Below are 26851 nucleotides of genomic sequence, written 5' to 3' on the forward strand. Positions count from 1 at the left end.
GCGTTCTTCCCTCCTGCAGAGATCATGCTTATGTCCTGAGCTTCTAGCCGTTGAAGCTGGATTACATAAAAAGCTGAGACGACTGGTCAGCTCCGACAAGCATAAGAGGAGGCGCGCAGGGAGGCGCTTTTTCCTCCCGTAGCGGCTACACTTATGTCTCGAGGAGCTAGGAGTCAAAGCTGGATTGACTAAAAAGCTGAAGGGGTACGTCAAGGAACGAAGACTAATTTCGCCACATCGTGTGGCAACGTCTTCATGACCTACATCCTGTAGGCCCGCGAGGAGCATAAGACAGAGGCTCGGAGGAAGAGTACTAAAGGATCAAAGGCTAAGAACGCCACATCGTGTGGCAACGTCTTTGTGACCAACATCCTGTTGCCCTCCGTAGAGGCTATGCTTATGTCCTGAGCTCCTAGGCCCTGAAGCTGAACTCCATATAAAACTTAGACGACTCTTTCTTAGGAGTTTGGCCGGATTTTGAGAAAAGTTGGCTGGATTTACCGGAAGTTTGGCTGGATTAATGCATTTTTTGGCTGGATATCTAGCAGAATAGACTGGATTTACCGATTGTTTAGCATATTCTAATTCCCAAACTTAAATTTTCTTCATTAAATAAAAAAGTGGCTGATCACAATGTGATCAGCCACTTTTTATATGTTATTTTTTATCAAGCAGATGTTTTCTTCTCTACCGTTTCAGTTGTTCCATCTGCAAGAATAATTTTAGGGGATTTGCCTTCTGTGATTACATCAGCTGTAATGATACATTTTTTAATATCATCACGTGATGGAAGTTCAAACATAACATCCAACATGATTCCCTCAATAATGGAACGCAAACCACGTGCACCTGTTTTACGCTCAATTGCTTTTTTGGAGATTTCCAACAATGCGTCATCCTCAAAATCAAGTTCCACGTCATCTAATTGGAGCATTTTTTGATATTGCTTCACAAGTGCATTTTTAGGTTTAGTAAGGATTTGAATTAAAGCATCCTCATCTAATTGTTCAAGCGTTGCAATAACCGGCAAACGTCCGATAAATTCTGGAATCAATCCAAAGCGAAGCATGTCTTCAGGAAGAACTTTGACTAACAAGTTCTTATCAGTCACTTCTTCCTTAGCTGTACCTGATCCAAAACCGATAACTTTTTGGCCGAGACGGCGTTTAATGATAGGTTCAATTCCATCAAATGCGCCACCGCAAATAAATAGAATATTCGTTGTATCAATTTGGATAAACTCTTGATGTGGATGCTTTCTTCCACCTTGTGGCGGTACACTTGCAACCGTACCTTCAAGAATTTTCAACAATGCCTGTTGTACACCTTCACCTGAAACATCTCTTGTAATGGAAGGATTTTCAGATTTACGTGCAATTTTATCAATTTCATCAATATAAATAATGCCTTTTTCAGCTTTCTCTACATCATAATCCGCAGCTTGAATTAGTTTGAGCAAGATATTTTCCACATCTTCTCCCACATAACCAGCTTCAGTCAATGAAGTAGCATCAGCTATAGCAAATGGTACATTTAACAATCTTGCTAAAGTTTGAGCAAGAAGCGTTTTCCCGCTTCCTGTAGGTCCAATTAGACAAATATTGGATTTAGATAATTCTACATCTTCAATTTTGCTATTGGAATTCACACGTTTATAGTGATTGTAAACAGCCACAGCCAAAGATTTCTTAGCGTCTTTTTGTCCAATTACATATTCATCTAGGATCTCTAAGATTTCCATTGGTTTTGGTATATCTTTTAACTCAACTTCTTCTTCAGTACCTAATTCTTCTTCCACAATTTCAGTGCATAGCTCTATGCACTCATCACATATATAAACACCTGGACCCGCTACGAGTTTTCGGACTTGTTCTTGAGTTTTTCCACAGAAAGAACACTTTAATTGCCCTTTCTCATCATTAAATTTAAACATAGTTTCACCCCTTGGTATTATGGACTCTATCATGAAATCTGCAATTCTCTACGGTCAGATTAACAAATGAAGGGTATGTAAGAATTGTAACACACATTGCCCCACTTAAGGTAAGAAAAAGGCCGTACTCATTTTCCAGACTAAATGTCACTTATGTATATGTACATAATATCCATTCTTGACTTCTTTCAACCCTAAAAATCAAAAATGGAAGAGTTTTAACCCCTATTTATTTAGTTAATCTACACTGAATTCATAAAAAAAGCAATTATGTATGTGCTAAAATATTTCGATTCGAAAAGTCGAATCTTCTGGAAATGCGGCCTTTTTATTATGTAAGTATAGTATGTATAAAACAAGGTACGATAAAATCGCACCTTGTTAAGTTAATCATTATGTTAATTATGCTTCTACAGTTTTGCTGTTTTCAACTAATACATCGATTGCTTTTCTTACTAAAAGATCACCTTTAACACTTTCAGTACCGCCAAGTGCTTGAATAATCTGTTCAGCAGTTAAACCGTATTGCTCAGACATTGCTTGTACTTCTGTATTAATTTCTTCTTCAGTAACTTCGACATTTTCTGCTTTGCCAATTGCTTCAAGAGTTAAGTTGATGCGTACACGCTTTTCAGCTTCCTCTTTCATTTGCTCTTTAAGAGCATCTTTATCTTGGCCAGAGAATTGGAAGTACATATCAAGAGTCATACCTTGAGCTTGAAGGCGTTGTTCAAACTCTTGAATCATACGATCCGTTTCAGTTTCAACCATGGCAGCTGGAATTTCGATTTCTGCATTTTCTGCAGCTTTTTCGATAACAGTGTCTTTTACATGATGCTCTGCTTGATGTTTTTTAGATTCAACTAGACGAGTTTTGATTTTTTCTTTAAGAGCTTCTAATGTTTCAACTTCTTCATCCACATCTTTAGCAAATTCGTCATCTAATTCAGGAAGTTGTTTTGTTTTGATTTCATGAATTTTCACTTTGAATACTGCTGGTTTGCCTGCTAATTCTGCAGCATGGTATTCTTCAGGGAAATTAACTTCAACTTCTTTTTCTCCGCCGACTTCAAGACCAACCAATTGTTCTTCAAAACCTGGGATGAAAGAGTTAGAACCAAGTTCTAAAGAGTAATTATCTGCTTGTCCGCCTTCGAATGCTTCGCCATCAACGAATCCTTCAAAGTCTAAAACAACAGTATCACCTGTCTCAGCTTGTCCTTCTTCTTTAATTACAAGTTCAGCGTTGCGTTCTTGTAAAGTTTTGATCTCTTGGTCAATATCTTCATCAGTTACTTCAGTATCGATTTTTGTCACTTCAATACCTTTATATTCACCGAGTTTAACTTCTGGTTTAACTGTAACAGTTGCTTTAAAAATAAGTGCTTCGCCTTTTTCCATTTTCTCGATATCGATTTCTGGACGGTCAACTGGCTCGATTTTAGTTTCTTCGATCGCATTAGCGTATGCTTCTGGAAGAATAAAATCTAATGCATCTTGATAAAGAGATTCAACACCGAATTTCTTTTCAAATAATGCACGAGGCATTTTTCCTTTACGGAATCCTGGCACTTGTACTTGTTTAACCACTTTTTTGAATGCTGAATCTAAGCCTTCGTTCACTTTTTCAACCGGTACTTCAACAGTTAATACTCCGCTGTTACCTTCAAGCTTTTCCCATTTTGCAGACATGGTTTTCCCTCCACTATATATATTCCTAATAATCGTTTTCTCTTAACACGATATTATGTGCAACCAGATTTATTGATTTTAGGTAGTACAGCCTTACTGTACCTATGCATATTGCAACCACTATATTATAACATAGGTTTCCTACGTTTCAAGACTTGGACCCTCAAATAACAGGGAAAGTCATCCTCTCTAAATTCCGTATTTCTTCTATTATTGTATTTACACTCGAATTGGGTTCCTTCATTTGTATGCCATAAGCCTCTGAGACTATTCGAAAATAGGCCTCTGACCAATCCCTCAGATTGGTTATGTTCATTGGGTAAAGCAAAATATTATGCCTTTTGACCATTTCTACCGCTTGCTCAAACATAATTGGATTATTATTTTCCAATCTTTCGCTTAGTTCCTTATGTATTTCCGACAAAAAAAGCGTTTGTTCTATACTTGGTAAATCCATAACGTTCACTGTTAGGGTTTGCCCGAATTTATCCACCTCAACGACCCTATCAACTTCCTGCTCTATTAATAATGTTAAAGCAAAGGTTTTTAAAAATGGATGTTTTTCCTCTATTAGAAATTGGCAAAGCAATCCTACCCATGGTCTAATGTTTTGGCCTGAAAGTGAAGACAGCATAAAAAATTGCTCTTCTTCTGTTCCATTTTCAAGGATATTGGTCAGTTCCTCTTCTTGGATTAGAGTTGTTTCATCATCAGGTTCTTTATACCCTTGTTCTTGCACACCGCTCTGCTCTACAATCCGTTTACTCATGGCCAACAGATGCTCTAACGATTCTACCTTACCCACAGGTACTTGATCTTCCTCGAGCAATGCTTCCACAACGGAAATAATCTCGCGGTGTTCATTCAACTGGAGGAGTATCATTAAATAGATATTGATGACATGAAAATATTCGCCAATTCCATTTCCCATCATCTTTTTCACAATGGCTTTTGCATCTTGATAATTACCCAGCTGTACAAGTGACAGCGCTAAACCAATGTTGATATCTTCATCGTCCGGTTCTAAATCATAAGCCTGTCCAAAAAATTCACGGGCATGTTTAAACTTTTTTTCCTCCATGGCTTGCATCCCTTTTTTCAGGAGTAATTGTGCCAGGTTGGGGAAAGGAATCACCTTTTCATTCTTTGCTTGAATCTTTGTGTTCTTCATAACAAACCGCCTTGATTTTTGAATTGATTGTCGTTAGTTTAGCATGCATTTACATGAAAAACAAAACATTCCCATATAACAGCTTTCCATCATCCATTTGAAAAATACAGAAAGCAGGCATAGACCTTTTACCCTTGGTCTATGCCTGTTTCCTTTCTTCATATTGATTAATTTCCTCACTATATTGCAGTGTTAAGGAAATTTCATCCCAACCATTAATCAGCATATTCTTCCAGTATGGGTGTATATCGAATCTGGCTATGACTTCTTCCTGCGCCCTTAATTCTTGATTAGGCACATCAACCGTCAAATCCATAACTGTTTCCCGTCGTATCAATTCCTTAAGAGAACTCAAAATTTCTTTTTCTAATGTAATAGGTAAGATTCCATTTTGAAGGCAGTTTTGGTGAAAAATATCTGCGAATGATGAAGCTATAATTACTTTAAATCCATAATCTCCAAGTGCCCATGGTGCGTGTTCGCGAGAGGACCCGCATCCGAAATTATCACCTGCGACTAAAAAGGTTGCCCCTTTCGTCTCAGCTTGATTCAGCTCAAAATCCTCTCGCTCTGTCCCATCTGCCTTAAATCGCCAATCAAAAAACACATACTTACCAAAGCCGGTACGCTCAATCCGTTTCAGAAACTGCTTAGGGATTATTTGGTCTGTATCAACATGATCACGATCGAGAATGACGGGTTTACCTGTGTATACTGCCATCTTTTCCAAACTAATGACCTCCATTTCCAAGAATCATCGCTGTTTCCCGGACATCGACAAATTTTCCGTAAATCGCCGCGGCTGCAGCCATACGAGGAGATACTAAATGCGTTCTTGCCCCACTGCCCTGTCTTCCTTCAAAATTCCGGTTTGATGTGGAAGCACAATGTTCACCTGCCGGCACAACATCTGGGTTCATGCTTAAACACATGCTGCATCCCGCTTCTCTCCATTCAAATCCCGCCTCTTTGAAAATGGTATCCAACCCTTCTTCCTCAGCTTTTTTCTTAACGGCCTGTGAACCTGGTACCACCATTGCTCTAATTCCTGCAACAACTGTTTTGCCATCAATCACCTCAGCCGCTTCCCTTAAATCCTCTATTCTGGAATTCGTGCAGGAACCGATGAATACGTGCTGAACAGGGATATCTGTGATTGCTTGCCCTTCTTTTAGTCCCATATATTCAAGTGCACGCTGTAAAGTTCTAGCTGCTGTCGGCTCCATTAAAGTTGAATCTGGAATATTCCCAGTTACTGGACTGCACATTCCTGGATTTGTCCCCCAACTGACCATCGGAGAAATATCTTCTCCATTTATGTAGATTATTTTGTCATATGCTGCATCTTCATCACTGGCTAACTCTGACCAACGCTTACAATAGACTGCAAATTCCTCCGGCTTTGGTGCATATTTACGCCCCTTCATATAAGAAAAAGTTGTTTCATCCGGACTGACCAAACCTGCACGTGCACCACCTTCTATTGACATATTACACATGGTCATTCGCTCTTCCATCGACATATTTCGCACGACTTCTCCCGCATATTCCAAGATATATCCATTGCCAAAATGAGTACTATTTTGCGAGATGATGTAGAGTATGACATCTTTTGCAGTGACACCTTTATGGAGTTTGCCGTTTATTTCAATTTTCATTGTTTTTGGTTTGTTTTGCCAAATCGTTTGTGTCGCCAAGACATGCTCCACTTCACTTGTACCAATTCCAAATGCCAAGGCACCAAATGCGCCATGGGTAGATGTATGGCTATCGCCACATACAATCGTTTTCCCCGGCCACGTCAAGCCTAAATCAGGCCCAATGACATGAACGATTCCCTGATCTTCACTGTCCAGCCCAGCTAAAGGGACAGCAAACTCCTCGCAATTTTTTTCAAGAGCTGTCATTTGCCTTTTTGCCACCTCATCTGTAATGACATAGCGATTAACCGTGGGGACATTGTGATCCATTGTTGCGAAGGTTAAATCGGGCCTGCGTACCTTTCTTTTTTTAAGGCGAAGACCCTCGAAGGCTTGGGGAGATGTCACTTCATGCACAAGATGCAGATCGATGTATAATAAATCTGGTTTCCCCGCCTCCTTGTGAACTATATGATTTTCCCAGATTTTATCCACTATCGATTTACCCACATAGATCCCTCCTTATTTTAATGATTACTTTTCTTATTACTCCATTACGCGTACGCTCCCATAATGTGAAAAATAGCGTCCTTCTGCAAAATTTCTTCCTTAATAGCTTTAGCCATTTCCGTTGTTGACAATGCTTTACTGTCACCTGATATATCCATGGTATATTTACCGGAGTCCAATACATTTTTCACTGCTTGCTCTACCATACTTGCCTCCTTTTCCATCTGGAAGGAATGACGAAGCATCGATGCAGCAGACAGGATCATGCCAATGGGATTAGCTTGATTAAGACCTGTAATATCTGGGGCAGAGCCATGAATCGGTTCATATAGATGCAGACCATTTTCAGAAAGGCTTGCAGAAGGTAGCATTCCAAGCGATCCTGTTAATACACTTGCCTCATCACTCAAAATATCCCCAAACATATTCTCGGTCACAATAATATCAAACTGCCTTGGATTACGGATAAGCTGCATCGCCGCATTGTCTACCAGCATATGTTCAAGACCCACTTCCGGATATCCGCTTGCTACTTCCTCAGCTACCTCTCTCCACATTCGGCTTGATTCTAATACATTTGCTTTATCAACAGATGTCACTTTCCCTTTTCGTTCCTTTGCCAATTCAAAAGATAGTGTAATAATCCTTTTTACTTCTTCTCGTTCGTAATATAGGGTATCAATCGCATATTCCATGCCATCATGATAGTTACGCTCACTCGGTTTCCCAAAATATAAACCGCCTGTCAGTTCTCTCACAATTATAAAATCTGTCTCCTCAATGATTTCTTTCTTCAATGGTGAAGCATCCTGGATGCTGGCATAATAACTAACAGGACGCATATTTGCGTATAAATTTAACTCTTTCCTAATCTTTAATAACCCTTGTTCTGGACGCATCTCCGGTGGATTATGATCCCATTTTGGACCTCCGACAGCGCCAAGCAGCACGGCATCATTCCGTTTGCAAAGTTTGATCGTTTTGTCTGCAAGAGGCGTTTCCTCCGTATCAATGGCCGAACCTCCAATATGCCCATATTCATAGGTGAATTCATGTCCGAATCGTTCACCAATAGCGTTGAGGATTTCGAGGGCTCCTATCATAATTTCCGGTCCAATTCCGTCACCCGGCAATACAGCAATGTTCTTTTTCATTATCGAAATCCTCCTTATTGATTAATTCGTTATGACCATTGATTGATGTTCTTCCGTTAAGATCACACGGTTAACAGCATTTAAATAGGCTTTAGCTGACGCTTCCAAAACATCCTGGGCTAATCCACGCCCGCTCGTTTCTACTCCCTGATAGATAATCTTTACATATACTTGTGCCAACGCATCTCTTCCGCCGCCAACCGATTGAATGCGGTAATCCTGGAGCTTAACCGACTTTTGAATGCAACGCTCGAGCGTATTATATAAGGCTTCAATACTTCCGGCTCCAGTAGAAGCCTCTTGAATCCTGTCATTGTTTATTCCTGACAATGTAACGGTAGCAGTTGGAATCTGGTGGGTGCCATATTGAACCTGGATAGAGATTAATTCGTAATAGCTATCTTCTTTCGTTACTTTCTCTTCTAAAACTAATGCGGCGATATCATCATCTGTCATTTCCTTTTTACGATCTGCCAGGTCTTTGAAAACTTTGAAAAGCTGATTAACTTCTTCATTAGATACATGGAAACCCAACTCCTCTAACTTTGTACGGAAGGCATGGCGGCCCGAATGTTTGCCAAGCACCATGGAGTTAGAGCTTAATCCGACTAATTCCGGTTCAATAATCTCATATGTTGTTTTTTCTTTTAAAACACCATCCTGGTGAATGCCAGATTCATGCGCAAAAGCATTTTTTCCAATAACGGCTTTATTTGGCGGAATCACCATCCCTGTCAGCTTACTGACCAGTTCACTTGTACGTTTGATTTCTCCAAGTACAAGACCTGTTTCTGCCTGATAAAAGTCCCTTCTTGTATATAAACCAAGTGCGATTTCTTCAAGAGCTGTGTTTCCGGCTCGTTCACCAATTCCGTTAATGGTACCTTCAATCTGAGTAGCTCCTGCCAGAATCGCTGCCATCGAATTGGCAGTTGCTAATCCCAAATCATCATGGCAATGGGCAGATAATGTGACTTTTTGAATAGAGGGTACATGTTGCATCAAATAGCGGAAAACATCACCATATTCTTTTGGTGTGATATAACCGACCGTATCCGGAATATTAATAATTTGCGCTCCAGCTTTGATGGCTTCTTCCACAATCCGAGCCAAGAAAGGAAGTTCTGTACGGCACGCATCTTCAGCTGACCATTGAATAACAGGGAAATACTTCGCCGCATAGCGAATCGATGCTACGGCAGCTTCCACCACTTGGTCCTCTGTCATTTTCAGCTTATACTTCCTGTGTATAGGTGAGGTTGCGAGAAAAACATGTACCCTTGGATCGGCAGTATGCTTTAACGCTCCCCAAGCTGCATCAATATCACTTTCCACAGATCTTGCCAGGCCTGTTACCGTTGCATTTTTAACTAAGTCAGCAATTTTCTTAACAGATTCGAAATCACCTGGAGAGGCCGCAGGAAATCCAGCTTCAATGATATCGACCCCCAGCTTCTCCAGCTGCTTGGCTATTTCCAGCTTTTCAGTTAAATTCAATGTGACTCCGGCAGATTGCTCTCCATCGCGCAATGTCGTATCAAAAATGTTAATTTTTCGCACTGCCTACCACTTCTTTCTGTTTCTTTTTTTGCTGCTGAATGAATGGCATCATTTGACGAAGCTCTCTGCCAACTTGTTCAATTGGATGCTCCTTTTCCTGAGCTTGTGTTGCGTTGAATACCGGTCTGTTCACTTGATTTTCAAGCAGCCACCCTTTGGCAAATGTACCATTCTGGATTTCTTTTAATACTTGCTTCATTTCTTCTTTAACTGCAGGACCTACTATGCGTGGGCCTGATACAAAATCTCCCCACTGAGCTGTATCGGAAATAGAATAGCGCATTCCTTCCATTCCGCCTTCATACATGAGATCAACAATTAATTTCAGTTCGTGCAAACATTCAAAATAAGCAAGTTCAGGCTGGTAGCCTGCTTCAGTCAATGTTTCAAACCCTGCTTTAACCAAAGACGTTAAACCGCCGCAAAGAACTGCCTGTTCACCAAATAAATCAGTCTCAGTTTCTTCTTTAAAGGTTGTTTCAAGTGCTCCTGCTCTAAGTGCTCCAATCCCTTTTGCATAAGCCAATGCAACTTCAGTCGCTTCTCCTGAAACATCCTGGTAAATGGCAAACAGTGCCGGAACACCTGCACCCTGTTCATATGTCCTTCTTACTAAATGGCCCGGTCCTTTTGGTGCTACAAGAGAAACATCTACAAATATGGGTGGAATGATTTGATGATAGTGCACATTAAAACCATGAGCGAACATAAGCGTATGACCTTCTCTAAGTACCGGTTCTATTTCTGCTTTATAAACTTTTGTTTGATGTTCATCCGGCAAAAGAATCATGATTACATCCGCTTCTTCACTTGCTTCCTTTACGGATTTAACATCAAAGTCATCTTCCACGGCCTGATTCCAAGACTTACCCTTACGTAGTCCAATGACTACTTCCACACCGCTTTCCCGTAAATTCTGTGCATGCGCATGTCCCTGTGAGCCATATCCAATAACTGCTACCTTTTTATTCGCTAATATTGCTTCATTCGCCTCATTTTGATAGTACATTTTAGCCATAATTGTTCTCTCCCTTACCTTTTTATTTAAACAATTGAATAATTCTTTGATCCCTGGTTGCCCATTTGCGTGGAGCGAGCAAAAGCGGTCGTGCCTGTTCTCGCCAATTCCTTTATTCCATATGGTTTGATTAATTCGATAAAGGCCTCGATTTTATTCGATTCACCAGTTATTTGGATAACGAGGCTCTCCTTTCCAATATCAATAACAGAAGCTCTAAAAGGTTCTATAAGTGAATATATTTCACTTCTCGATTGTGGAGTGGCTGTTACTTTAACCAACGCCAGCTCCCTCGCCACTACGGATTGATCCGTTATATCCTGTACCTTAATCACTTCAATTTGTTTATTTAATTGTTTGGTAATTTGTTCAGCAATTTGTACAGATTCAACATTTACGACACAGGTTATTCGCGCCCGGTCTTCCATTTCCGAGTGTCCAACTGTAATACTCTCAATGTTATAATTCCGTTTTGTGAATAAATTGGTAATCCGGTTAAGTACCCCCGGCCTGTTTATAACGGTTAAAGTGATAATCCTCTTCACTTTTTCTTCACCCCCACCATTTCATTACTCCCTTTCCCGGGTGCAATCATTGGGTATACATTTTCTTCAGGTTCCACAAATATATTGATGAGAACAGGAGTATCTTTACTGAATTCATCACGGAATACCGTCTCCGCTTCTTCTTCCGTTCGCACATCATATCCTTGTATTCCATAAGCCTCGGCCAGCTTGGCGAATGATGGCTGGGACCGAAAAACACTTGCTGAGTAACGCGACTCATAAAAAATTTCCTGCCATTGGCGAACCATTCCGAGAGATCCATTATTAATAATGATAATTTTCACTGGTAAGTTCAGTTCAGCTATAACGGCAAGCTCCTGAATCGACATTTGTATGCCCCCATCACCGTTAATGGAGATAACCAAATTATCCGGTTCTGCAATTTGGGCACCTATCGCAGCTGGCAAGCCAAAGCCCATCGTACCAAGTCCGCCGGAGGTTACCCATGCATTCGGGCGTTTAAATGGATAATACTGAGCAGCCCACATTTGATGCTGCCCCACATCCGTTGTCACGATCGCATCCCCTTTACTCATTTCATATATCATTTCCATGACTCTCTGTGGTTTCATGTACTGACTGTTCCCTTTATCGTAATAGTAGGGTGCACTCTCCAGCCATGTCCGAACTTGCTTCCTCCACTCCTCATTATTAGACCTTTTGCCCTTCTGCTTGACTAATTGTTTGAGAGCGTGTCTGGCATCTCCTACAACCGGAATAGCGGTTGGGACATTTTTACCTATTTCTGCCGGATCTATATCAATATGGGCAACCATTGCATATGGGGCAAATTTCGATAGATTTCCTGTTAACCGATCATCAAATCTGGCACCCATATTGATTAATAAGTCACTTTCATACAAAGCCATATTAGCTGCGTAGATACCGTGCATTCCTCCCATTCCGATATAGAGAGGATGATCCGGAGGAAAACTTCCAAGACCAAGCAATGTATGAACGACTGGGATTTGCTGTTGCTCTGCGTATTCCAGTAAATACGGCGAAGCTTTCGCATGAAGAATTCCTGCACCTGCCAGAATAACCGGTTTTTTTGAAGAGCTGACAGCTTCTACAAGTCTTCTAATTTGTAAATAATTTGGTTCATACTTTGGCTGATAGCCTGGCAAATGGATTGTTTCAGGTTCCTCCTCTATTGCAACGAGCTGAGCCATATCTTTCGGGATGTCGATGAGGACTGGTCCCGGCCTTCCTGTAGAAGCTATATGAAAGGCTTCCTTCACCACTTTTGGGATATCTGCTGTATTTCGAATTTGATAATTATGCTTTGTAATCGGAGTTGTAATCCCTAAAATATCCGCTTCCTGAAAAGCATCTGTTCCAATTACTCCTGTACCAACCTGACCGGTGAAGACGACTAAAGGCAAGGAATCCATCATCGCATCTGCAAGACCTGTAACAATATTGGTTGCTCCAGGACCAGAAGTCGCAATAACCACGCCAGGCTTCCCACTTATCCTGGCATATCCTTCAGCCGCATAAATGGCACCTTGTTCATGCCTTGGCAATACGTGCTGCATTTCCGCCTTATAAAGCGCATCATAAATGGGTAAAACAGCACCACCTGGATATCCAAACAGAACCTCCACTCCTTGCTTTTCCAGGGCATTAACCAACATCTCGGCTCCGCTGATTTTCATTTCAGTTTGTTTCTTTTTCTTCTCAGCAAGAGCTGTTTTCTCCAACATGGAATCTACCTCCCGTTTAGTGATAGGCTCATTTGCCAGGTTCATTTTTTATAAAAATAAAAAAGCCTCTTCATCACATACGTTCCCAATTGAAACGCAGGGATGAAAAGACTTGTTTTCCTTTCCATGGTACCACCCTAATTCATGATCACACTTTCGTATCATGCACTCTTTACATTTTGATAACGGGTTGATCAATTAACCCGGTCTGCATTACTGAAGGGTTTCATACAGACACTCAAAGGGGAGTTCATAATTGGAAACAGCACCGATTCTCAGCACCACCGGCTCTCTGTACCTGTTCAACCCAATTATTACTTATCCTTATCATCGCTTATTTTTATTTAGTTCCATAAAATACAATTAATGGTTTTTTGTTATCTTATTGAAACTTATAATACGACCTTCCGAACACATAGTCAACTGATTTTTCTAAATTATTAGACTATTTAGTTAATTTAACAAGTTGTATACGCTTTCATCGTTTTAACCAAGCCGTTTCTCTGTTTTATTTTTTTGGTGAGCATGGTCATTTGTTTGTATACCTAAAGTGCCACGTTAAAAGAATTGGTTCTAACTCCGCCGGAATCATTTAAACCACATAAAATAAGCTCCCCAGACTGTAGAGAAAGTCCTTATTTTAATCCTCTTCAGGGCGCGGACTATCCACTACTTTCTCAGTGTACTCAAAGTCAAAACCACCAGACATTCATCGTCATGTGCGGGAGACTATGTGAAGGAAGCTGAATACCTTCGCCACACGGAGGAGAATAAACTCATAATGACCGAGAAAATCTATGCAAAGGCTGGAAAAGACTCCCTTTTCGTCGTCTTTGAGTTACCTTTGGACCACCTATGACCGGGTAAAGCCAGGGGAAAGGCGTAGCAAAGGTTGGGGAAGACCCTTATTCCCCGCCTATGAGTTCCATGCAGGCGATGCTTACTTTCGCTGTCATGAACTTAAAGAAGATGTCCATTTGGACTGGGAAAGTCCAAATGGCCTAAAACAGATGCGGATGGGTCTATTCCTCGAGAAAAAGCCACAAAAAGAAGGAATTCAGTAATTGGCCTCTATTAGGCCAATTTGAATTCCTTTTGTCTATAATCTGAGGAGCTAAAGAGCTTCCCGTTTAATTTAATAACTTTTGATGTCAATGTTTTAGTTCTATTTACTGTTATTTTGATCGTCCTCCATGCGAAGAAACTTATGATTAATTGTCACAGGCTCCTTTCAGCTTATGAACTCTGGATATTTTTATACTGGCTTTCATACATTTCATTATAACGGCCATTATGACGCAATAATTCTTCATGCGTCCCACTTTCCTTTATCTGTCCATCATCGATTACCATAATCGTATCTGCTTCACGAATCGTACTTAGCCTATGTGCAATCACGAAACTGGTACGTCCTTTCATCACTTTACGCATTGCATTCTGGATAGCAAGTTCTGTTCGTGTATCGACACTGCTGGTTGCTTCATCCAAAATCAAGATAGCCGGATTCTTCAATATTGCCCGGGCAATAGCTAGCAGCTGCCTGTTCCCATGGCTCAAATTAGCTCCATTTTCTGAAAGTATAGTCTCATAGCCATTTGGCAGTCTGGTAATAAAATAATGCGCATTTGCTGTTTTGGCAGCTATGACCATTTCTTCATCGCTAGCATCCAACCGACCATACTTAATATTTTCTTTAATGCTTCCCGTAAACAAATACGTATCCTGTAATACAATCCCAAATGTATCTCTTAAGCTCTCCCTTGTATAATCACGAATATCTACTCCATCGATTAAGATACTTCCTCCAGATACCTCATAAAACCGAGTTAAGAGATTCGTTATGGTCGTTTTCCCTGCACCAGTTGGCCCCACTAGTGCATTGTGGCTGCCCGCTTTTGCATCAAAACTGATATTTTTTAAGATGAGGTGATTCGCGTCATATCCAAATGAAACATTCTTAAACGTTACATTACCTACTGAATGCAGGAGGGGAACCGCATGCTCACGGTCTTTTGCTTCTTCATTCTCATCAATCACCTGAAAAACACGTTCAGCGCCTGCCACGGCCGACTGAAATACATTAAATATATTTGCCAAATCATTTAACGGTCTTGTAAACTGTCTTGAATAACTGACAAAACTAGCAATCACCCCTACTGTTACAGTCTCATTTATGGCCAATACACCACCCACAATCGCAATCGCAGCGATCCCCAAATTATTAATGGCATTCATTAAAGGCATTAAATACCCCGACCAAATTTGCGCCTTCCTTCCCGATTCAAACAGATTTTCATTAATTGACTCAAAGGTCTCGACGACTTGATTTTCCCGGTTAAATGCTTTAATAATCAACGTTCCGGATATCGACTCTTCTATATGTCCGTTTAATCTGCCTAAATGTTTTTGCTGCTCCCGAAATAAAACACGCGTCCGTTTAGCTATCATTTTCGTTAAAATATACATAAATGGAACCGTAATGCATGCCGCCACAGTCAGTACAGGGCTTAATGTAAGCATCATAATGAATGACCCTGTTATAGTGATTACTCCACCCATCAGCTGCGTTGTGGATTGTGAGATACTGCTTGAAACATTATCGATATCGTTGGTTACTCTGCTCATCATATCCCCATGGGCATGTGAATCAAAATAACCGATTGGCAATTTAAGCAGTTTATGAAATAACTTACTGCGGAGCCCTTGCACAACCCGCTGCGAAACCCTGGCCATCATCCAACCCTGAAAAAGAATCGATATCCCGTCTGTTATGTAAACCGCTGCTAATATGAGGATCATGATATGCAAAAGATTCAGATCAATTGGTTCTGCTGCAATTATATCCACGGTCTTTCCGATCCAATAAGGCACAAATAGGCTGATGAATGAACTAATGACAACAAAAGCAAAAATGATCCAAAGATTTTTCTTTTCGGTCCCAAAAAATCCCCATATTCGTTTTAAAGTTCCCGAAAAATCCTTAGGTTTTTGCACAGGAGCAAAACGTCCCGCACCGTGGCCATGGCCTCTTCCTCCGGCTTTTGGCATTGCAGACTCTGAAGGCCTGCTTCCATTTTCCATTTTATTTGCCATGGCTAATCATCTCCTCACCTATTTGTGATCGTATAATCTCTTGATAAACGGCATTATGATTCCTTAGCTCTTCATGATCACCAATCCCAACGATTTTCCCATTATCCATAATGATGATTTTGTCCGCATCCATAACAGAAGTGATTCTTTGGGCAATTAAAAATATAATCGAACCGTGTGTTCTTCCCTTAAGTGATACCTTCAATTGTTGTTCTGTGACTGCATCAAGCGCGCTGGTTGAATCGTCCAAAATTAATACGGAGGATTTTTTCAACAAGGCCCTTGCAATCGATAGTCTTTGTTTTTGGCCACCGGATAGGTTGATTCCCCCCTGACCAAGATGTGTATCATATCCATCTGGTAAAGCCACTATGAACGAATGGGCACATGCAGCCTTAGCGGCCTGAACCACCTCTTCCATACTGGCATCCCCCTTACCCCAAAGAATATTTTCTTTAATCGTCCCTGTAAATAATACCGATTTCTGCGGCACATATGCGACAGACTCTCTCAATATTGCCGGGTCGATTGTTTGAATATTTACTCCATCCATATAAATGATACCTTTTGATGGCTCATACAAACGCGGGATCAAATTAACCAAACTACTCTTTCCTGAACCTGTTGACCCAATGATCCCCACTGTTTCTCCAGGTTTCACTTTAAAAGTAACATCTTTGACTACATAATCTTCTGTCCCAAAGTATGAAAAGCTGACTTGATTAAAAAAGATGCCTTCTTTATGGTCAGCTTTTTCTTTTGTATCCGGATTTTTTGGAAGCTCTTCCGTATTAAATACTTCTCCAATTCTTCCGGCTGACACCCTTGCGCGTACAAAGAAATTGAATATCATTGAAATCATGGATAAGGAAAACAATATTTGAGTCATATAATTCACATAGGCAACAATTTGTCCAACCTGCATTTGACCATTATTAATATTCCAACCTCCTACTAAAAGGACGAGCACGATTCCAAAATTCACTGTTAACATGATCCCTGGATTAAAAACAGACATGACCCGATTCGCTTTAATAGAAGTAGCTGCCAAATCATCATTACGTTCTTCAAATCGCTCTTTCTCAAACTGAGAGCGATTAAAGGCTCTAATGACACGAATGCCGGATAAGTATTCTCTCATCACTCCGTTCAGTCGATCCGTCACTTTTTGTACTCGGATAAAGAAAGGAAAACTGAGTTTCAGATTCAGCATTATGATTCCAGCAACAATCGGAATAATAATTAATAGAATCCAAGAAATAGAGGCATTTAAACGGACTGCCATGATAATGCTCCCTATACAAATTAATGGTGCCTTCACCATAATTCTCATCAATCCGTTCACAAACACTTGTACTTGTGTTACATCATTTGTGAGCCTGGTGACAAGAGTTGCCGCTTCAAAACGGTTCATTTGCACTAATTTTAGAGATTGAATCTTTTTATATAAATCAGAGCGAAGTTCGGCTCCCATCTTTTGCGAAATATTGCTGGAGATAATATTCCTGCTTATTGCTCCCAATGCACCTATAGCAGTAACAAGCAGCATGACTCCGCCCATATCCAATACATATGAAAGGTCTTTATTTGCCACACCCTTATCTATCATCGTTGCGAGTATCGCAGGCAGAAGCAAATCACAGATGGCTTCAACCATTAAAAATAAAATTGCAACCGTAAATAAAACCCCGTATTTCTTAATATATTTTCGTAAATACCCCATACCCTCACCTTTTTCGTATACCGACATATGACTACATCCTTATTTTGCTAAAACCTTTTCAATCATACAAGCAAAAAGCCCAATTTACCTAACTTTTAAAAAAGCAGTATAAGAGCTTTTTAAAAGGATAGATAAAAAAACACACGGAGTTTCCATATCGGAATCCCGTGTGTTTTCGTAACTTACATATTTGATTTCTTTAGATAGAGATATACCGGGTAGCCTAGTGCTGTTATGGCTAATCCGATTAGAGAATATAAGGTATCGGTAAAGACCGTACATACCAATATATACACTCCACCAATGATTCCGACAAGGGGAACTAATGGATAGAAAGGAACCCGATAAGTCGGAACTAGATCCTTACGCTTTTTACGAAGGATGAAAACCCCGTAAATGGCCATCACAAAGAAAATCCATGTTGCGAATAAGGCCAGAGTAGACAGGGTATTAAACGATCCTGACAAAATATAAATAATTGATAAAACCACTTCAAAAATAAAGACATTAATCGGTGTACTTGTACGACTTTCAACACGTCCCATAACATGATGGAACGGGAAAATCTTATTTTGTGCCATTGCAAATGGAACTCGGACACCTGTCATCAAATATCCATTCAATGTACCAAATATAGAGACCAGAATTCCTATCGAGATAATCGCAGAACCGCCGCTTCCAAAAAGAATAAGGGCAGCATCTGTAGCTACTTTATCTGTCGAAACTATTTCCTGAACAGACAAGACGGAGAAAAAGGCTATATTTATTAGGACGTAAGCTGCAATGATAATCATGATTCCAAACAAAATAGAGCGTGGTAAGTCACGCTGAGGATTTTTCATTTCTCCAGCCATATTCCCAACACTCACCCAGCCTTCATAGGCAAACAATGTACCCAATATCGCAGCACCAAAACTGGTTATTGTAAAACTGTGAACCGCCTCTCCCGTAAAGAGGGTCGCTGTTTCTTTCCCCATTCCATGAATGATCCCAAACGCAATAATGGCGATAATCGGAATCATTTTAGCTATCGTAGAAATGAACTGAATCCTGCCTCCAAGTTTAGTTGAGATGATATTTAGTGCGGCCACAAATACTAAAATACCAATCGCTAACCATTTTTGCTGTAGGTCTGTCATAGGCATAAAGTACGTTGCTTGTGTGGCAAAAATGATGGACAGCGCAGCCAAAATGCCTGGTATATAGATTAACGCTTGAACCCACCCAAATAGGAAAGCAACTTTTTCTCCATAAAGCTCCTTCAAATAAGCGAATACCCCACCTGTCTCTGGGATAGCTGATCCAATCTCAGCCAAAGTCAGAGCAGCTGCCAGGGTAATCAAACCTCCAAGTAGCCAAGCTATAATAGCTGCAACTGGAGATCCTGCGCTTTCCAATACTGGAGTAGCTTTAAAAAATATACCTGATCCAATTACAACCCCAACTACAATAGTAAGGGCTTCTTTCAAACCAATCTCTTTCTTTAAAACAGCTCCCGCTGCATACATGTTCTTCTTTTGATGTTTTGGCATGGCATAATTTTTCCTCTCAAATTAAGTTCTCCATTTCACATATTCAAAATGTTATCTGAAAGAGAGAAGTTATTCAAGAGAATATTAGCGAATTGATAATATTAATATAACAAAAATCCAAATACTTTCAGTTAAGAACCTAAATTATTCTATATTATAAAATTTATAACAATTATAACCAATTATCCATCTCCTTCTATTTACTATTTTATAATATTATTTACCAGAAAAAGAGAGCTTACTGCATACCTTTTATAACAGAATCTGCCCAATATATGGATTATCATACATACACAAATACTGCGTTCGATGACTGATTTGCTGATCAATTTAAAAGTCCTAAATAAAACTGCAACAGATAACTTCCATTAATTACAAAAAAGGGCCCTCTTCCCTTCGAAAACGTTTATAATAAAGTTGAATATCAAATAGGAGGTTAGTATCATGAAAAAACCAGTATATGTCATCACAGGTGGATCAGGCGGAATGGGGAAAGCAACTGCTGAATTAGTTGGCAGGAAAGGGACTGTCCTTTTAGCAGATGTTTCAAATGAACGCTTACTTCAGACAAAAGAAGAATTATCTACAAAAGGAATCACAGATGTACATATCCAAACTGTTGATATTACTTCCAGGGAAAACGTTGCTGCTTTAGCAGAGAAATCTGCTGAACTTGGCACATTAAAAGGATTGGTACATACAGCTGGACTATCTCCTACAATGGCAGATTCCAGACGTATTACAGAAGTTAACCTAGTGGGAACAGGTATTGTTTTAGAGGCTTTCCTTCCACTTGCTACAGAGGGAACAGCTGTCGTTTGCATCTCCTCCATGAGTGGTTATATGGCTCCTCGCCAAGGTCCTTATGACGAAGTGTTAAAGCAGCCATTAGCTGAAAATGTGGTGGAAACGATGGAGCAGTTTGCTCAAGGGAATCCAGGAGCTGCATACACTTTATCGAAATTAGGTGTACAATTAATTGTTGAAGAACAGGCATGGATATGGGGAGAAAAAGGAGCACGTATAACATCATTATCTCCAGGTACAATCAATACTCCAATGGGCCGTCAGGAAGCTTCTAAACAAGCAGAAATGAAAAAGATGCTTGAGATTACACCTTTACGTCGTGAAGGAGAAGCCAAAGAGATTGCTACAGCAGTAGAATTTTTACTCAGCGATGCAGCATCTTATATCACAGGAATCGACTTACGTGTAGACGGTGGTACAGTAGCAAATCTTGCAAAACAAAAATTAACGTCAACTTCAAAATAGCATCATAATGTTCATACTTAATAAAAGATAAGAGCCTCTGTTACACTCATCGAGACGTAACAAGGCTCTTTTTACATGACCAATCATTGCAATCAATTATTTTTATAGCAAAAAGGTAAAATGACATTCCTTATTACCTCCTACCGCAAAATTTCCACTCCAAATGATAGTATGTTTAAAGTAATTGTAGATTTTCAATACAACCAGCAAAAAAAATCGTACCCAAACGGTTTACTGAACCGAAGAATACGATGTTTTTTTAATTTATCTTCCGTCAACGACTTCTTTTAAGATCTCATAAGAACGCTTTTGTTTAGCTGGATCATAGATATAGGATACAGCCATAATTTCATCCACATTATATTTTTCTTGGAATTGGATTAGCTGTTCACGTATAGAATCTTTTGCTCCAAGCAAAGTGACACTGGACATCGATTGAGCCATTTGCTTTTCAGGTCCTCTCCATAATTCATCCATATTTTTAACTGGAGGACTTAATGGGTTTTTTGTCCCGCGCACAACATTTAAGAAAAATTGCTGCATGGTGGTAGATTCCAATTCGGCTTCTTCATCACTCTCCGCAGCAATAACATTCAGGCAGACCATCATATAAGGAGCACTTAGGTATTCAGATGGCTGGAATCGACTTCGATAAATGGAGATAGCTTCTTCTAAATAAGTTGGAGCAAAATGAGCTGCAAATACATATGGAAGACCTAATTTGGCAGCAAGAACAGCTGATTCCGTAGAAGAGCCCAAAATATAGATAGGTATATTCGTGTCGACACCTGGGTACGACCTTACATAGCCCTGCGTCTCTTCCGGTCCTAAATAGGTTAACAAGGATTGTACGTCTGCAGGAAAAGTATAAACGGAATCCTTTTGTGAACGCCTTAAAGCATTAGCCGTCATCATATCTGTTCCAGGAGCTCTACCCAATCCCAAATTCAATCGATTTGGGTAAATTGTAGCCATGGTTCCAAATTGCTCAGCGACAACTAACGGGGAGTGGTTAGGCAGCATAATTCCACCGGATCCCACCTCTATTTGATCTGTGTGTTCCAGAATATGTTTAATTAAAATGGACGTCGCGGAACTAACCATAGTTGGTGTATTATGGTGCTCGGCAACCCAGTACCGCTTATATCCCATTTTCTCCGTGGCTTGTGCAAGTTCCACCATAGAATCAATCGCGCCTTTTGCATCTTGGCCTTTTCGAATAGGAGCTAAATTTAATACTGAAACAGGTATATTTATATTAACAAGTTTATTTGACATGTAGTTTGAATCCTTCCATAATAAAGTTTCCATTTAATAGTAACAAGGATATCACGATAAACAAACAATATTGCTTGAACAGACCATTTTCTAAAATAGACACCAATGTTCATTAGTTGTTTTTCATTTCAATAATCGATATACTAAGCGGACAAGTAATAGAATAAAGGAGTAATCAAATGACAAAAATCGAAGTGGGAGAAATCCTTATATTAGAAGGCGAAGACGGGCAAGAAGAAGAAATTGAAGTACTCGGTACACTAGAGGTAGATGGTTCTGAATATGCCGTTACCGGTCTTGTGGAAGAAATCAAACGCGATACAGAAGAAGATATGGAAATATTCTTCTTCAAAATTGACGAAGACGGTGAACTCCACGAAATAGAAAGCGACGAAGAGTTTCAAAAAGTCGCAAATGCACTTGAAGAGAATATGGAAGACTCAGAGTAATCTCCAGGAAAAAGGTTGTTCCAGATGCTTTTATGGCATTTGGAATAACCTTTTTTCTTCTATTCAGCAATATATCTCTTATACAGGGCATCATTTCATCCATTTATTAAATTGATTCAGGCAAAATAGAATAGTTCACTAAATTCAATTAATCAGCATCCTCTTCTTAATATACCTCCAACTTCATTAGCTTCCATAAGCTCGTCTAATTTCTTTATTAATTTTTCCCATTTTTCCTCTTCTTTTTCTTTGGTTTCTTTTTATATACTTGCTGCCTAGAGGGCTGGTTAAAAAATGAAGATTCACTAATGATATAGTAAGGTTCCATCGCATAAAAAAGATTACCTATTAGTACAGCAATAAATATGACTGTAACAGTCAATAAAAGGAAACCTAAATCCCCAAAGTACAGGATCTCACTTTCGATGATTATTTTAATTAAAAATAAGATTGCTAATATTACAGGAATAGCCATGGCCATCATAAACTTTATAAACGAAATAAATGATACCTCTTTCGATCCCTTTAAATCATTATAAATTAATAGGATTAACAATACGAAATGCATTAGAAAACCAACCATCAGTATATTATGTACGACAGATAGATAGTTATAATAAACATATTGATCTTTTGCAAACATTAATAGAGCAATAAAAGGATCAACAGCCAATTTGTATGAAAATAACAGTTCAGTAAAGGAAGAGAGCTTTTCCAATACTGAATGATTAATTAAAGTAAAAAGAATCAACCATAATATTTGAGCAAAAAAGATTGCCCCTTCCGCAAAAAAAATGAAATGCCAAGTATCTGATAGTGCATCCCAACCTATATTCTCTGCATGAACTACAAATAAAGATATGCCAATAAAAATAACTGAACACAGTAATGAAGCACCCAACATCATTGCTTACATCTATCCCTTCCATAGGTTAATCAAGAAATGCTTAGATTAATCACTTCTTAACATTAGAAATGAAGAGTTATCATCCCCTTTGATCAATGACTTTAGTAAAGAATCAAACTATGTACTTACTATCTAATCACAACAGTAAATTTAACCCATTTTTTATAAAATAAAACAATTTTTGTGAATGTATATTAAAATGATGTATATTTAAGAGAATAAGAGTACACTCAAGCGCCCTAACACTTTTTTATTGTTAAATGTATTACATGAGACTAGTAGAAGCCCTCTATGAACCTAGCTAACAAACCCCCATGAAAACTTATAAAATCATTTGAGCCATTAGCTTCAGAATTAGCAACCTCTTGGAATCATAAAGTTTTTTAATAAAAATTGATTTGAATGGAGGAAATTATGAAGAACAGTCTGAAGAAACAAGTTGGACTTGTTTTATCAGCCACTTTTCTTATCTTCTCATTTAGCCTGCCTGAAAGACCCTCGGCCGGTAAGTTGAAACCACCCGACGAAACCTTCACACCGGGCCAATGGTTCCTGGGTGATCGCCCACCAAATTATAACCCAGCAAAACCTCCAATTGTTTTTGTCCAAGGGAAAAACGGCAGCTCAACCAGTTGGTACGGAGAAACGACATACCATGGCATAAATGATATGTATACAAAAGCATATGAAGCCGGGTATCAAACAGTCTTTGTCCAGCTGTATGATGCAGCCGGAAACGGATCGGAAACTCAGTATACAAACGGAGAATTGCTTGCATCGATGCTTTCCGATATCTCCCAATACTTCAATGGTCAGAAAGTCAACATCATCGCCCATAGCAAAGGAGGCCCAGATACTCAGACAGCGCTTATTCATTATGGTGCCCATCCATATGTCGGCCGGGTCATCACACTGGGCTCACCGCATAGAGGCTCGGAGCTGGCAGACCTGTCATATAGTTGGTATGCAGGATGGCTCGGGGATTTGCTCGGTCAAAATGATGCCGGAACTTACTCTTTGCAGATTGGAGAAATGGCGAGATTCCGTTCTGTCACAGACGGCCATACGAACAGAAATAAGAATAAATACTATACTGTGGCAGGAACGGACCATGGACCTGTTTTATCTGCTCTTTCCCTGGGAGGAGCCTATCTATCTTCCTACGGGGCTAACGATGGACTGGTCACCCTAACAAGCTCTAAGTTGTCCTATGGCACACATCTGTTCACAGATAGCTCGGTTGACCATGATAATATTCGCATGGGCTCTAAGGTATTTTCGCGGATTGAACCTTATTTGAGATCATCCACTGTCACACAAAACGCGGTAACAGCCGATTCATCTGATCAAAATGAATCGGCCATGCAAAGCACATCTTCCCACTATATTCATGGTGAAGCCCTTGTCCAAAACCGATTTGTCCAAAAAGAGATTTACATCCCTGAAAAAACAACCGGTATAATCTCAATCTATACGGCCAGTCCATCCACAGTCGTTGAGCTAATTTCACCGGATGGAGCTACCATTCCCGCTTTAAAGCCGACTATCGACCAGATGATTTTTTCCGGTGCGAGTTTATATACTTTTAATCTTAAAGAATTCCTCCCTGGTACATGGACTGTCCAAATGAAGGCAACGGAAACCCATGATGCCTATCTATTAGCCTCTACTTTTGACGAAAAGGATGTCTATAAACTGGAAATGGCCGGAACTGGCAAAGCAGAGCAAACTGGATTCACAATTCACACTCCTAAAAATGCAAAAACAAGCAGCATATCCATTAAATTAATAGATAAAGCTGGGGTTGAGTTAAAACAAAACATCTTGCCGAAGACCACTAACGGAACCGTTTTATCTGCCAAACTCCCAAAGGTTACGAAGCCTGGCGTCTATAATATGACGATTGATATCAATACCATGCACCCTGACGGAAAAGAATCTGTTCGCACCTTGGTGAGATCTGTTTATATTGATTAACATGCATATCCAACCCTCTTATATATTATTATAAGAGGGTTGTTTCTTTCTTGCTTATTCAGGCTATAAAGCGGCCACAATATATCTTTTTATGCTCTGCTCCAAACAATAATCATCCACTGTGATACAAGTATATTTTCATTTCACCAGGGAATTATATGCAAATCATCCCTATTAAAAGGAGCAAGGTTTATGAATCTACAGAACGGCAAATTTTATTGGCAAACGACTTTTCCAGATCCTCCTTTATATCCACCATTAGAGGAAGATATACTTTGTGATGTTCTTATTGTTGGCGGAGGAAGTTCAGGGGCACAGTGCGCACACCTCTTAAACGAAAAAGGACTTAAGGTGGCAGTAGTAGATAAACGAAGGATTGGCACAGGCAGCACGATGACCAACACTGCCCTCCTTCAATACTTGGGAGATAAGATGTTGTACGAGTTGGTCAATTCTTTTGGTGAAGAATCAGCCATTTACCATACAAAATTATGCGAGCAAGCCATTTCTGAGATTGAAGAAACATCGAAAAAACTAAATATAGATTCCGAGTTTACACGAAGGGATAGCCTCTATTATGCCAGTGACCCCCAAGGAGAGACGAAGTTACAAAATGAATACGATTATTTGATCAATCATGGCTTCCATGTCGATTTGCTTAACGAAAGCCAAATTAAAGAGCGTTACCCATTTTCCAAGCAATCAGCTTTGTATATCCATAACGATGGGGAAATCAACCCATTTAAATATAATCATGGCCTGATTCAAGCAGCCCATCAAAAGGGTGTACAAATATTTGAGGACACGAAGATAACAGGAAAAAAATTCAATGAGGAGTACGCAATATTTCATACCGACCGCAATCATACCATCACAGCAAGAAATGTCATCATTGCTGCCGGCTACGAAGGGCTAGAATTTAAAAAAGATAAGGATTGTCTTTTGACCAGTTCATATGCTGTTATCACCAAACCGATTGAAAATCTACAGCAGTCTGACTGGTATAAGCAAACATTAATTTGGGAAACAGCACGCCCATATATCTATATGCGCACAACTGCAGATAATCGGATTATCATTGGAGGACTTGATGAAAACACAACCTATCCTGAGGATCGTGATTCAAAAATTATTCATAAAAAGACAAAGCTTATTCAAGAATTTAACAAACTATTTCCCAATATAAGAGCTGAACCCGAATATTATCTTGGAGCCTTCTATGGAGGGACACATGATGGGCTTCCACTTATAGGTCAGTATGATGAATTTCCACATTGCCACTTTCTATTTGCTTATGGAGATAACGGACTAGTCTATAGCAGTGTCTTATCTAAAATCATCACAGAAATAATCACAAAAGGTTCCCATCCAGCCTTTCATTTATATAGTCAAAAACGGAGGAGTAGCTGACCTAAAAAGGTCATCTTTATGGATTCTATATCTTAAATGCAAAAGAGGCAAAAACCTTTAAAGGTTTTTGCCTCTTTCTTAAGTTAGCGTCCCAGGAGAGATTCGAACTCCCGACCGACGGCTTAGAAGGCCGTTGCTCTATCCAGCTGAGCTACTGGGACATGTTTATGTTTTTTACTTTGTCCTTAACGACATTTATTATTATATAATCACTTTTATTTTAAGTCAATAACTTTTTTAAAAAAGTTTTTTAAAGTGAA

The 26851-nt window shown here is 39.6% G+C and carries 20 protein-coding genes, 1 tRNA gene and 1 other annotated feature; of the genes, 5 read left to right on the forward strand and 16 right to left on the reverse strand.

Annotated elements, in window-relative coordinates; translation table 11 throughout:
• Positions 1 to 667: 667 nt before the first annotated feature.
• The 10 genes from clpX to ilvB form a co-directional block, all read right to left on the reverse strand.
• On the reverse strand, positions 668 to 1933 hold the full coding sequence (gene clpX / locus AC4G3K_RS04185; protein ID WP_491076030.1) for an ATP-dependent protease ATP-binding subunit ClpX: 1266 nt from the start codon (positions 1931 to 1933) through the stop codon (positions 668 to 670).
• A 402-nt stretch (positions 1934 to 2335) separates the two neighbouring features.
• Positions 2336 to 3625 carry a trigger factor gene (tig, locus tag AC4G3K_RS04190; RefSeq protein ID WP_491076031.1) on the reverse strand — a complete coding sequence of 430 codons (1290 nt, stop codon included), beginning with the start codon at positions 3623 to 3625 and terminating at the stop codon, positions 2336 to 2338.
• Positions 3626 to 3788: 163 nt separating this feature from the next.
• Positions 3789 to 4796: a tetratricopeptide repeat protein gene (locus AC4G3K_RS04195; protein ID WP_491076032.1), complete on the reverse strand. Its 1008-nt coding sequence runs from the start codon at positions 4794 to 4796 to the stop codon at positions 3789 to 3791.
• A 139-nt stretch (positions 4797 to 4935) separates the two neighbouring features.
• Entirely contained in the window at positions 4936 to 5526 is a 591-nt protein-coding gene (gene leuD, locus AC4G3K_RS04200; RefSeq protein WP_491076033.1) for a 3-isopropylmalate dehydratase small subunit, read from the reverse strand.
• A 1-nt stretch (position 5527) separates the two neighbouring features.
• Positions 5528 to 6946: a 3-isopropylmalate dehydratase large subunit gene (gene leuC / locus AC4G3K_RS04205; RefSeq protein ID WP_491076034.1), complete on the reverse strand. Its 1419-nt coding sequence runs from the start codon at positions 6944 to 6946 to the stop codon at positions 5528 to 5530.
• A 44-nt stretch (positions 6947 to 6990) separates the two neighbouring features.
• Entirely contained in the window at positions 6991 to 8100 is a 1110-nt protein-coding gene (gene leuB, locus AC4G3K_RS04210) for a 3-isopropylmalate dehydrogenase (RefSeq protein ID WP_491132552.1), read from the reverse strand.
• A gap of 21 nt (positions 8101 to 8121) precedes the next feature.
• The gene (locus tag AC4G3K_RS04215) at positions 8122 to 9660 is read right to left on the reverse strand and encodes a 2-isopropylmalate synthase (RefSeq protein ID WP_491076036.1); all 1539 of its coding nucleotides are present in this window, start codon (positions 9658 to 9660) and stop codon (positions 8122 to 8124) included.
• A complete protein-coding gene (ilvC, locus tag AC4G3K_RS04220) occupies positions 9647 to 10678 on the reverse strand; it encodes a ketol-acid reductoisomerase (protein WP_491132553.1) in 1032 nt (343 codons plus the stop codon). Before ilvC ends, AC4G3K_RS04215 begins: the two co-directional genes overlap by 14 nt.
• A gap of 26 nt (positions 10679 to 10704) precedes the next feature.
• Positions 10705 to 11223 carry an acetolactate synthase small subunit gene (gene ilvN, locus AC4G3K_RS04225; protein ID WP_491132554.1) on the reverse strand — a complete coding sequence of 173 codons (519 nt, stop codon included), beginning with the start codon at positions 11221 to 11223 and terminating at the stop codon, positions 10705 to 10707.
• Positions 11220 to 12950: an acetolactate synthase large subunit gene (ilvB, locus tag AC4G3K_RS04230; RefSeq protein ID WP_491132555.1), complete on the reverse strand. Its 1731-nt coding sequence runs from the start codon at positions 12948 to 12950 to the stop codon at positions 11220 to 11222. Before ilvB ends, ilvN begins: the two co-directional genes overlap by 4 nt.
• Before the next feature lie 95 nt (positions 12951 to 13045).
• Positions 13046 to 13290: a binding site (T-box leader), on the reverse strand.
• Between the two features lie 457 nt (positions 13291 to 13747).
• Between ilvB and AC4G3K_RS04235 the strand changes: the two genes are divergently transcribed.
• Positions 13748 to 14014 carry a hypothetical protein gene (locus tag AC4G3K_RS04235; RefSeq protein WP_491132556.1) on the forward strand — a complete coding sequence of 89 codons (267 nt, stop codon included), beginning with the start codon at positions 13748 to 13750 and terminating at the stop codon, positions 14012 to 14014.
• 172 nt (positions 14015 to 14186) lie between these two features.
• On the opposite strand, the gene AC4G3K_RS04240 is transcribed toward AC4G3K_RS04235, so the two are convergent.
• The 3 genes from AC4G3K_RS04240 to AC4G3K_RS04250 form a co-directional block, all read right to left on the reverse strand.
• On the reverse strand, positions 14187 to 16043 hold the full coding sequence (locus AC4G3K_RS04240) for an ABC transporter ATP-binding protein (protein ID WP_491132557.1): 1857 nt from the start codon (positions 16041 to 16043) through the stop codon (positions 14187 to 14189).
• Entirely contained in the window at positions 16033 to 17766 is a 1734-nt protein-coding gene (locus tag AC4G3K_RS04245; protein ID WP_491132658.1) for an ABC transporter ATP-binding protein, read from the reverse strand. The genes AC4G3K_RS04240 and AC4G3K_RS04245 overlap by 11 nt, the downstream gene beginning before the upstream one ends.
• A 182-nt stretch (positions 17767 to 17948) precedes the next feature.
• Positions 17949 to 19298: an APC family permease gene (locus AC4G3K_RS04250; RefSeq protein WP_491132558.1), complete on the reverse strand. Its 1350-nt coding sequence runs from the start codon at positions 19296 to 19298 to the stop codon at positions 17949 to 17951.
• Between the two features lie 444 nt (positions 19299 to 19742).
• Here AC4G3K_RS04250 and AC4G3K_RS04255 point away from each other — a divergent pair, with 444 nt between their 5' ends.
• Positions 19743 to 20570, forward strand: a complete 828-nt coding sequence (locus tag AC4G3K_RS04255; protein ID WP_491076041.1) for an SDR family oxidoreductase — start codon at positions 19743 to 19745, stop codon at positions 20568 to 20570.
• Between the two features lie 264 nt (positions 20571 to 20834).
• Here AC4G3K_RS04255 and AC4G3K_RS04260 read toward each other — a convergent pair whose 3' ends face one another.
• Positions 20835 to 21848 (reverse strand): LLM class flavin-dependent oxidoreductase, encoded by a 1014-nt coding sequence (locus AC4G3K_RS04260; protein ID WP_491132559.1) that lies wholly within the window; start codon positions 21846 to 21848, stop codon positions 20835 to 20837.
• A 179-nt stretch (positions 21849 to 22027) separates the two neighbouring features.
• On the opposite strand from AC4G3K_RS04260, the gene AC4G3K_RS04265 reads away from it, so the two are divergent.
• A complete protein-coding gene (locus tag AC4G3K_RS04265) occupies positions 22028 to 22297 on the forward strand; it encodes a DUF1292 domain-containing protein (RefSeq protein WP_491076043.1) in 270 nt (89 codons plus the stop codon).
• A 217-nt stretch (positions 22298 to 22514) separates the two neighbouring features.
• Here AC4G3K_RS04265 and AC4G3K_RS04270 read toward each other — a convergent pair whose 3' ends face one another.
• On the reverse strand, positions 22515 to 23204 hold the full coding sequence (locus tag AC4G3K_RS04270; RefSeq protein ID WP_491132560.1) for a hypothetical protein: 690 nt from the start codon (positions 23202 to 23204) through the stop codon (positions 22515 to 22517).
• Between the two features lie 414 nt (positions 23205 to 23618).
• On the opposite strand from AC4G3K_RS04270, the gene AC4G3K_RS04275 reads away from it, so the two are divergent.
• Both AC4G3K_RS04275 and AC4G3K_RS04280 read left to right on the forward strand, forming a co-directional pair.
• Positions 23619 to 25181, forward strand: coding sequence for an esterase/lipase family protein (locus AC4G3K_RS04275; RefSeq protein ID WP_491132561.1), 1563 nt, complete (start codon positions 23619 to 23621; stop codon positions 25179 to 25181).
• 192 nt (positions 25182 to 25373) lie between these two features.
• Positions 25374 to 26591: an NAD(P)/FAD-dependent oxidoreductase gene (locus AC4G3K_RS04280; protein WP_491132562.1), complete on the forward strand. Its 1218-nt coding sequence runs from the start codon at positions 25374 to 25376 to the stop codon at positions 26589 to 26591.
• An 87-nt stretch (positions 26592 to 26678) separates the two neighbouring features.
• Here the strand turns inward: AC4G3K_RS04280 and AC4G3K_RS04285 are convergent.
• Positions 26679 to 26752: transfer RNA gene (locus AC4G3K_RS04285), tRNA-Arg, on the reverse strand.
• Positions 26753 to 26851 lie beyond the last annotated feature (99 nt).

It is taken from the genome of Bacillus sp. z26, assembly GCF_058313635.1.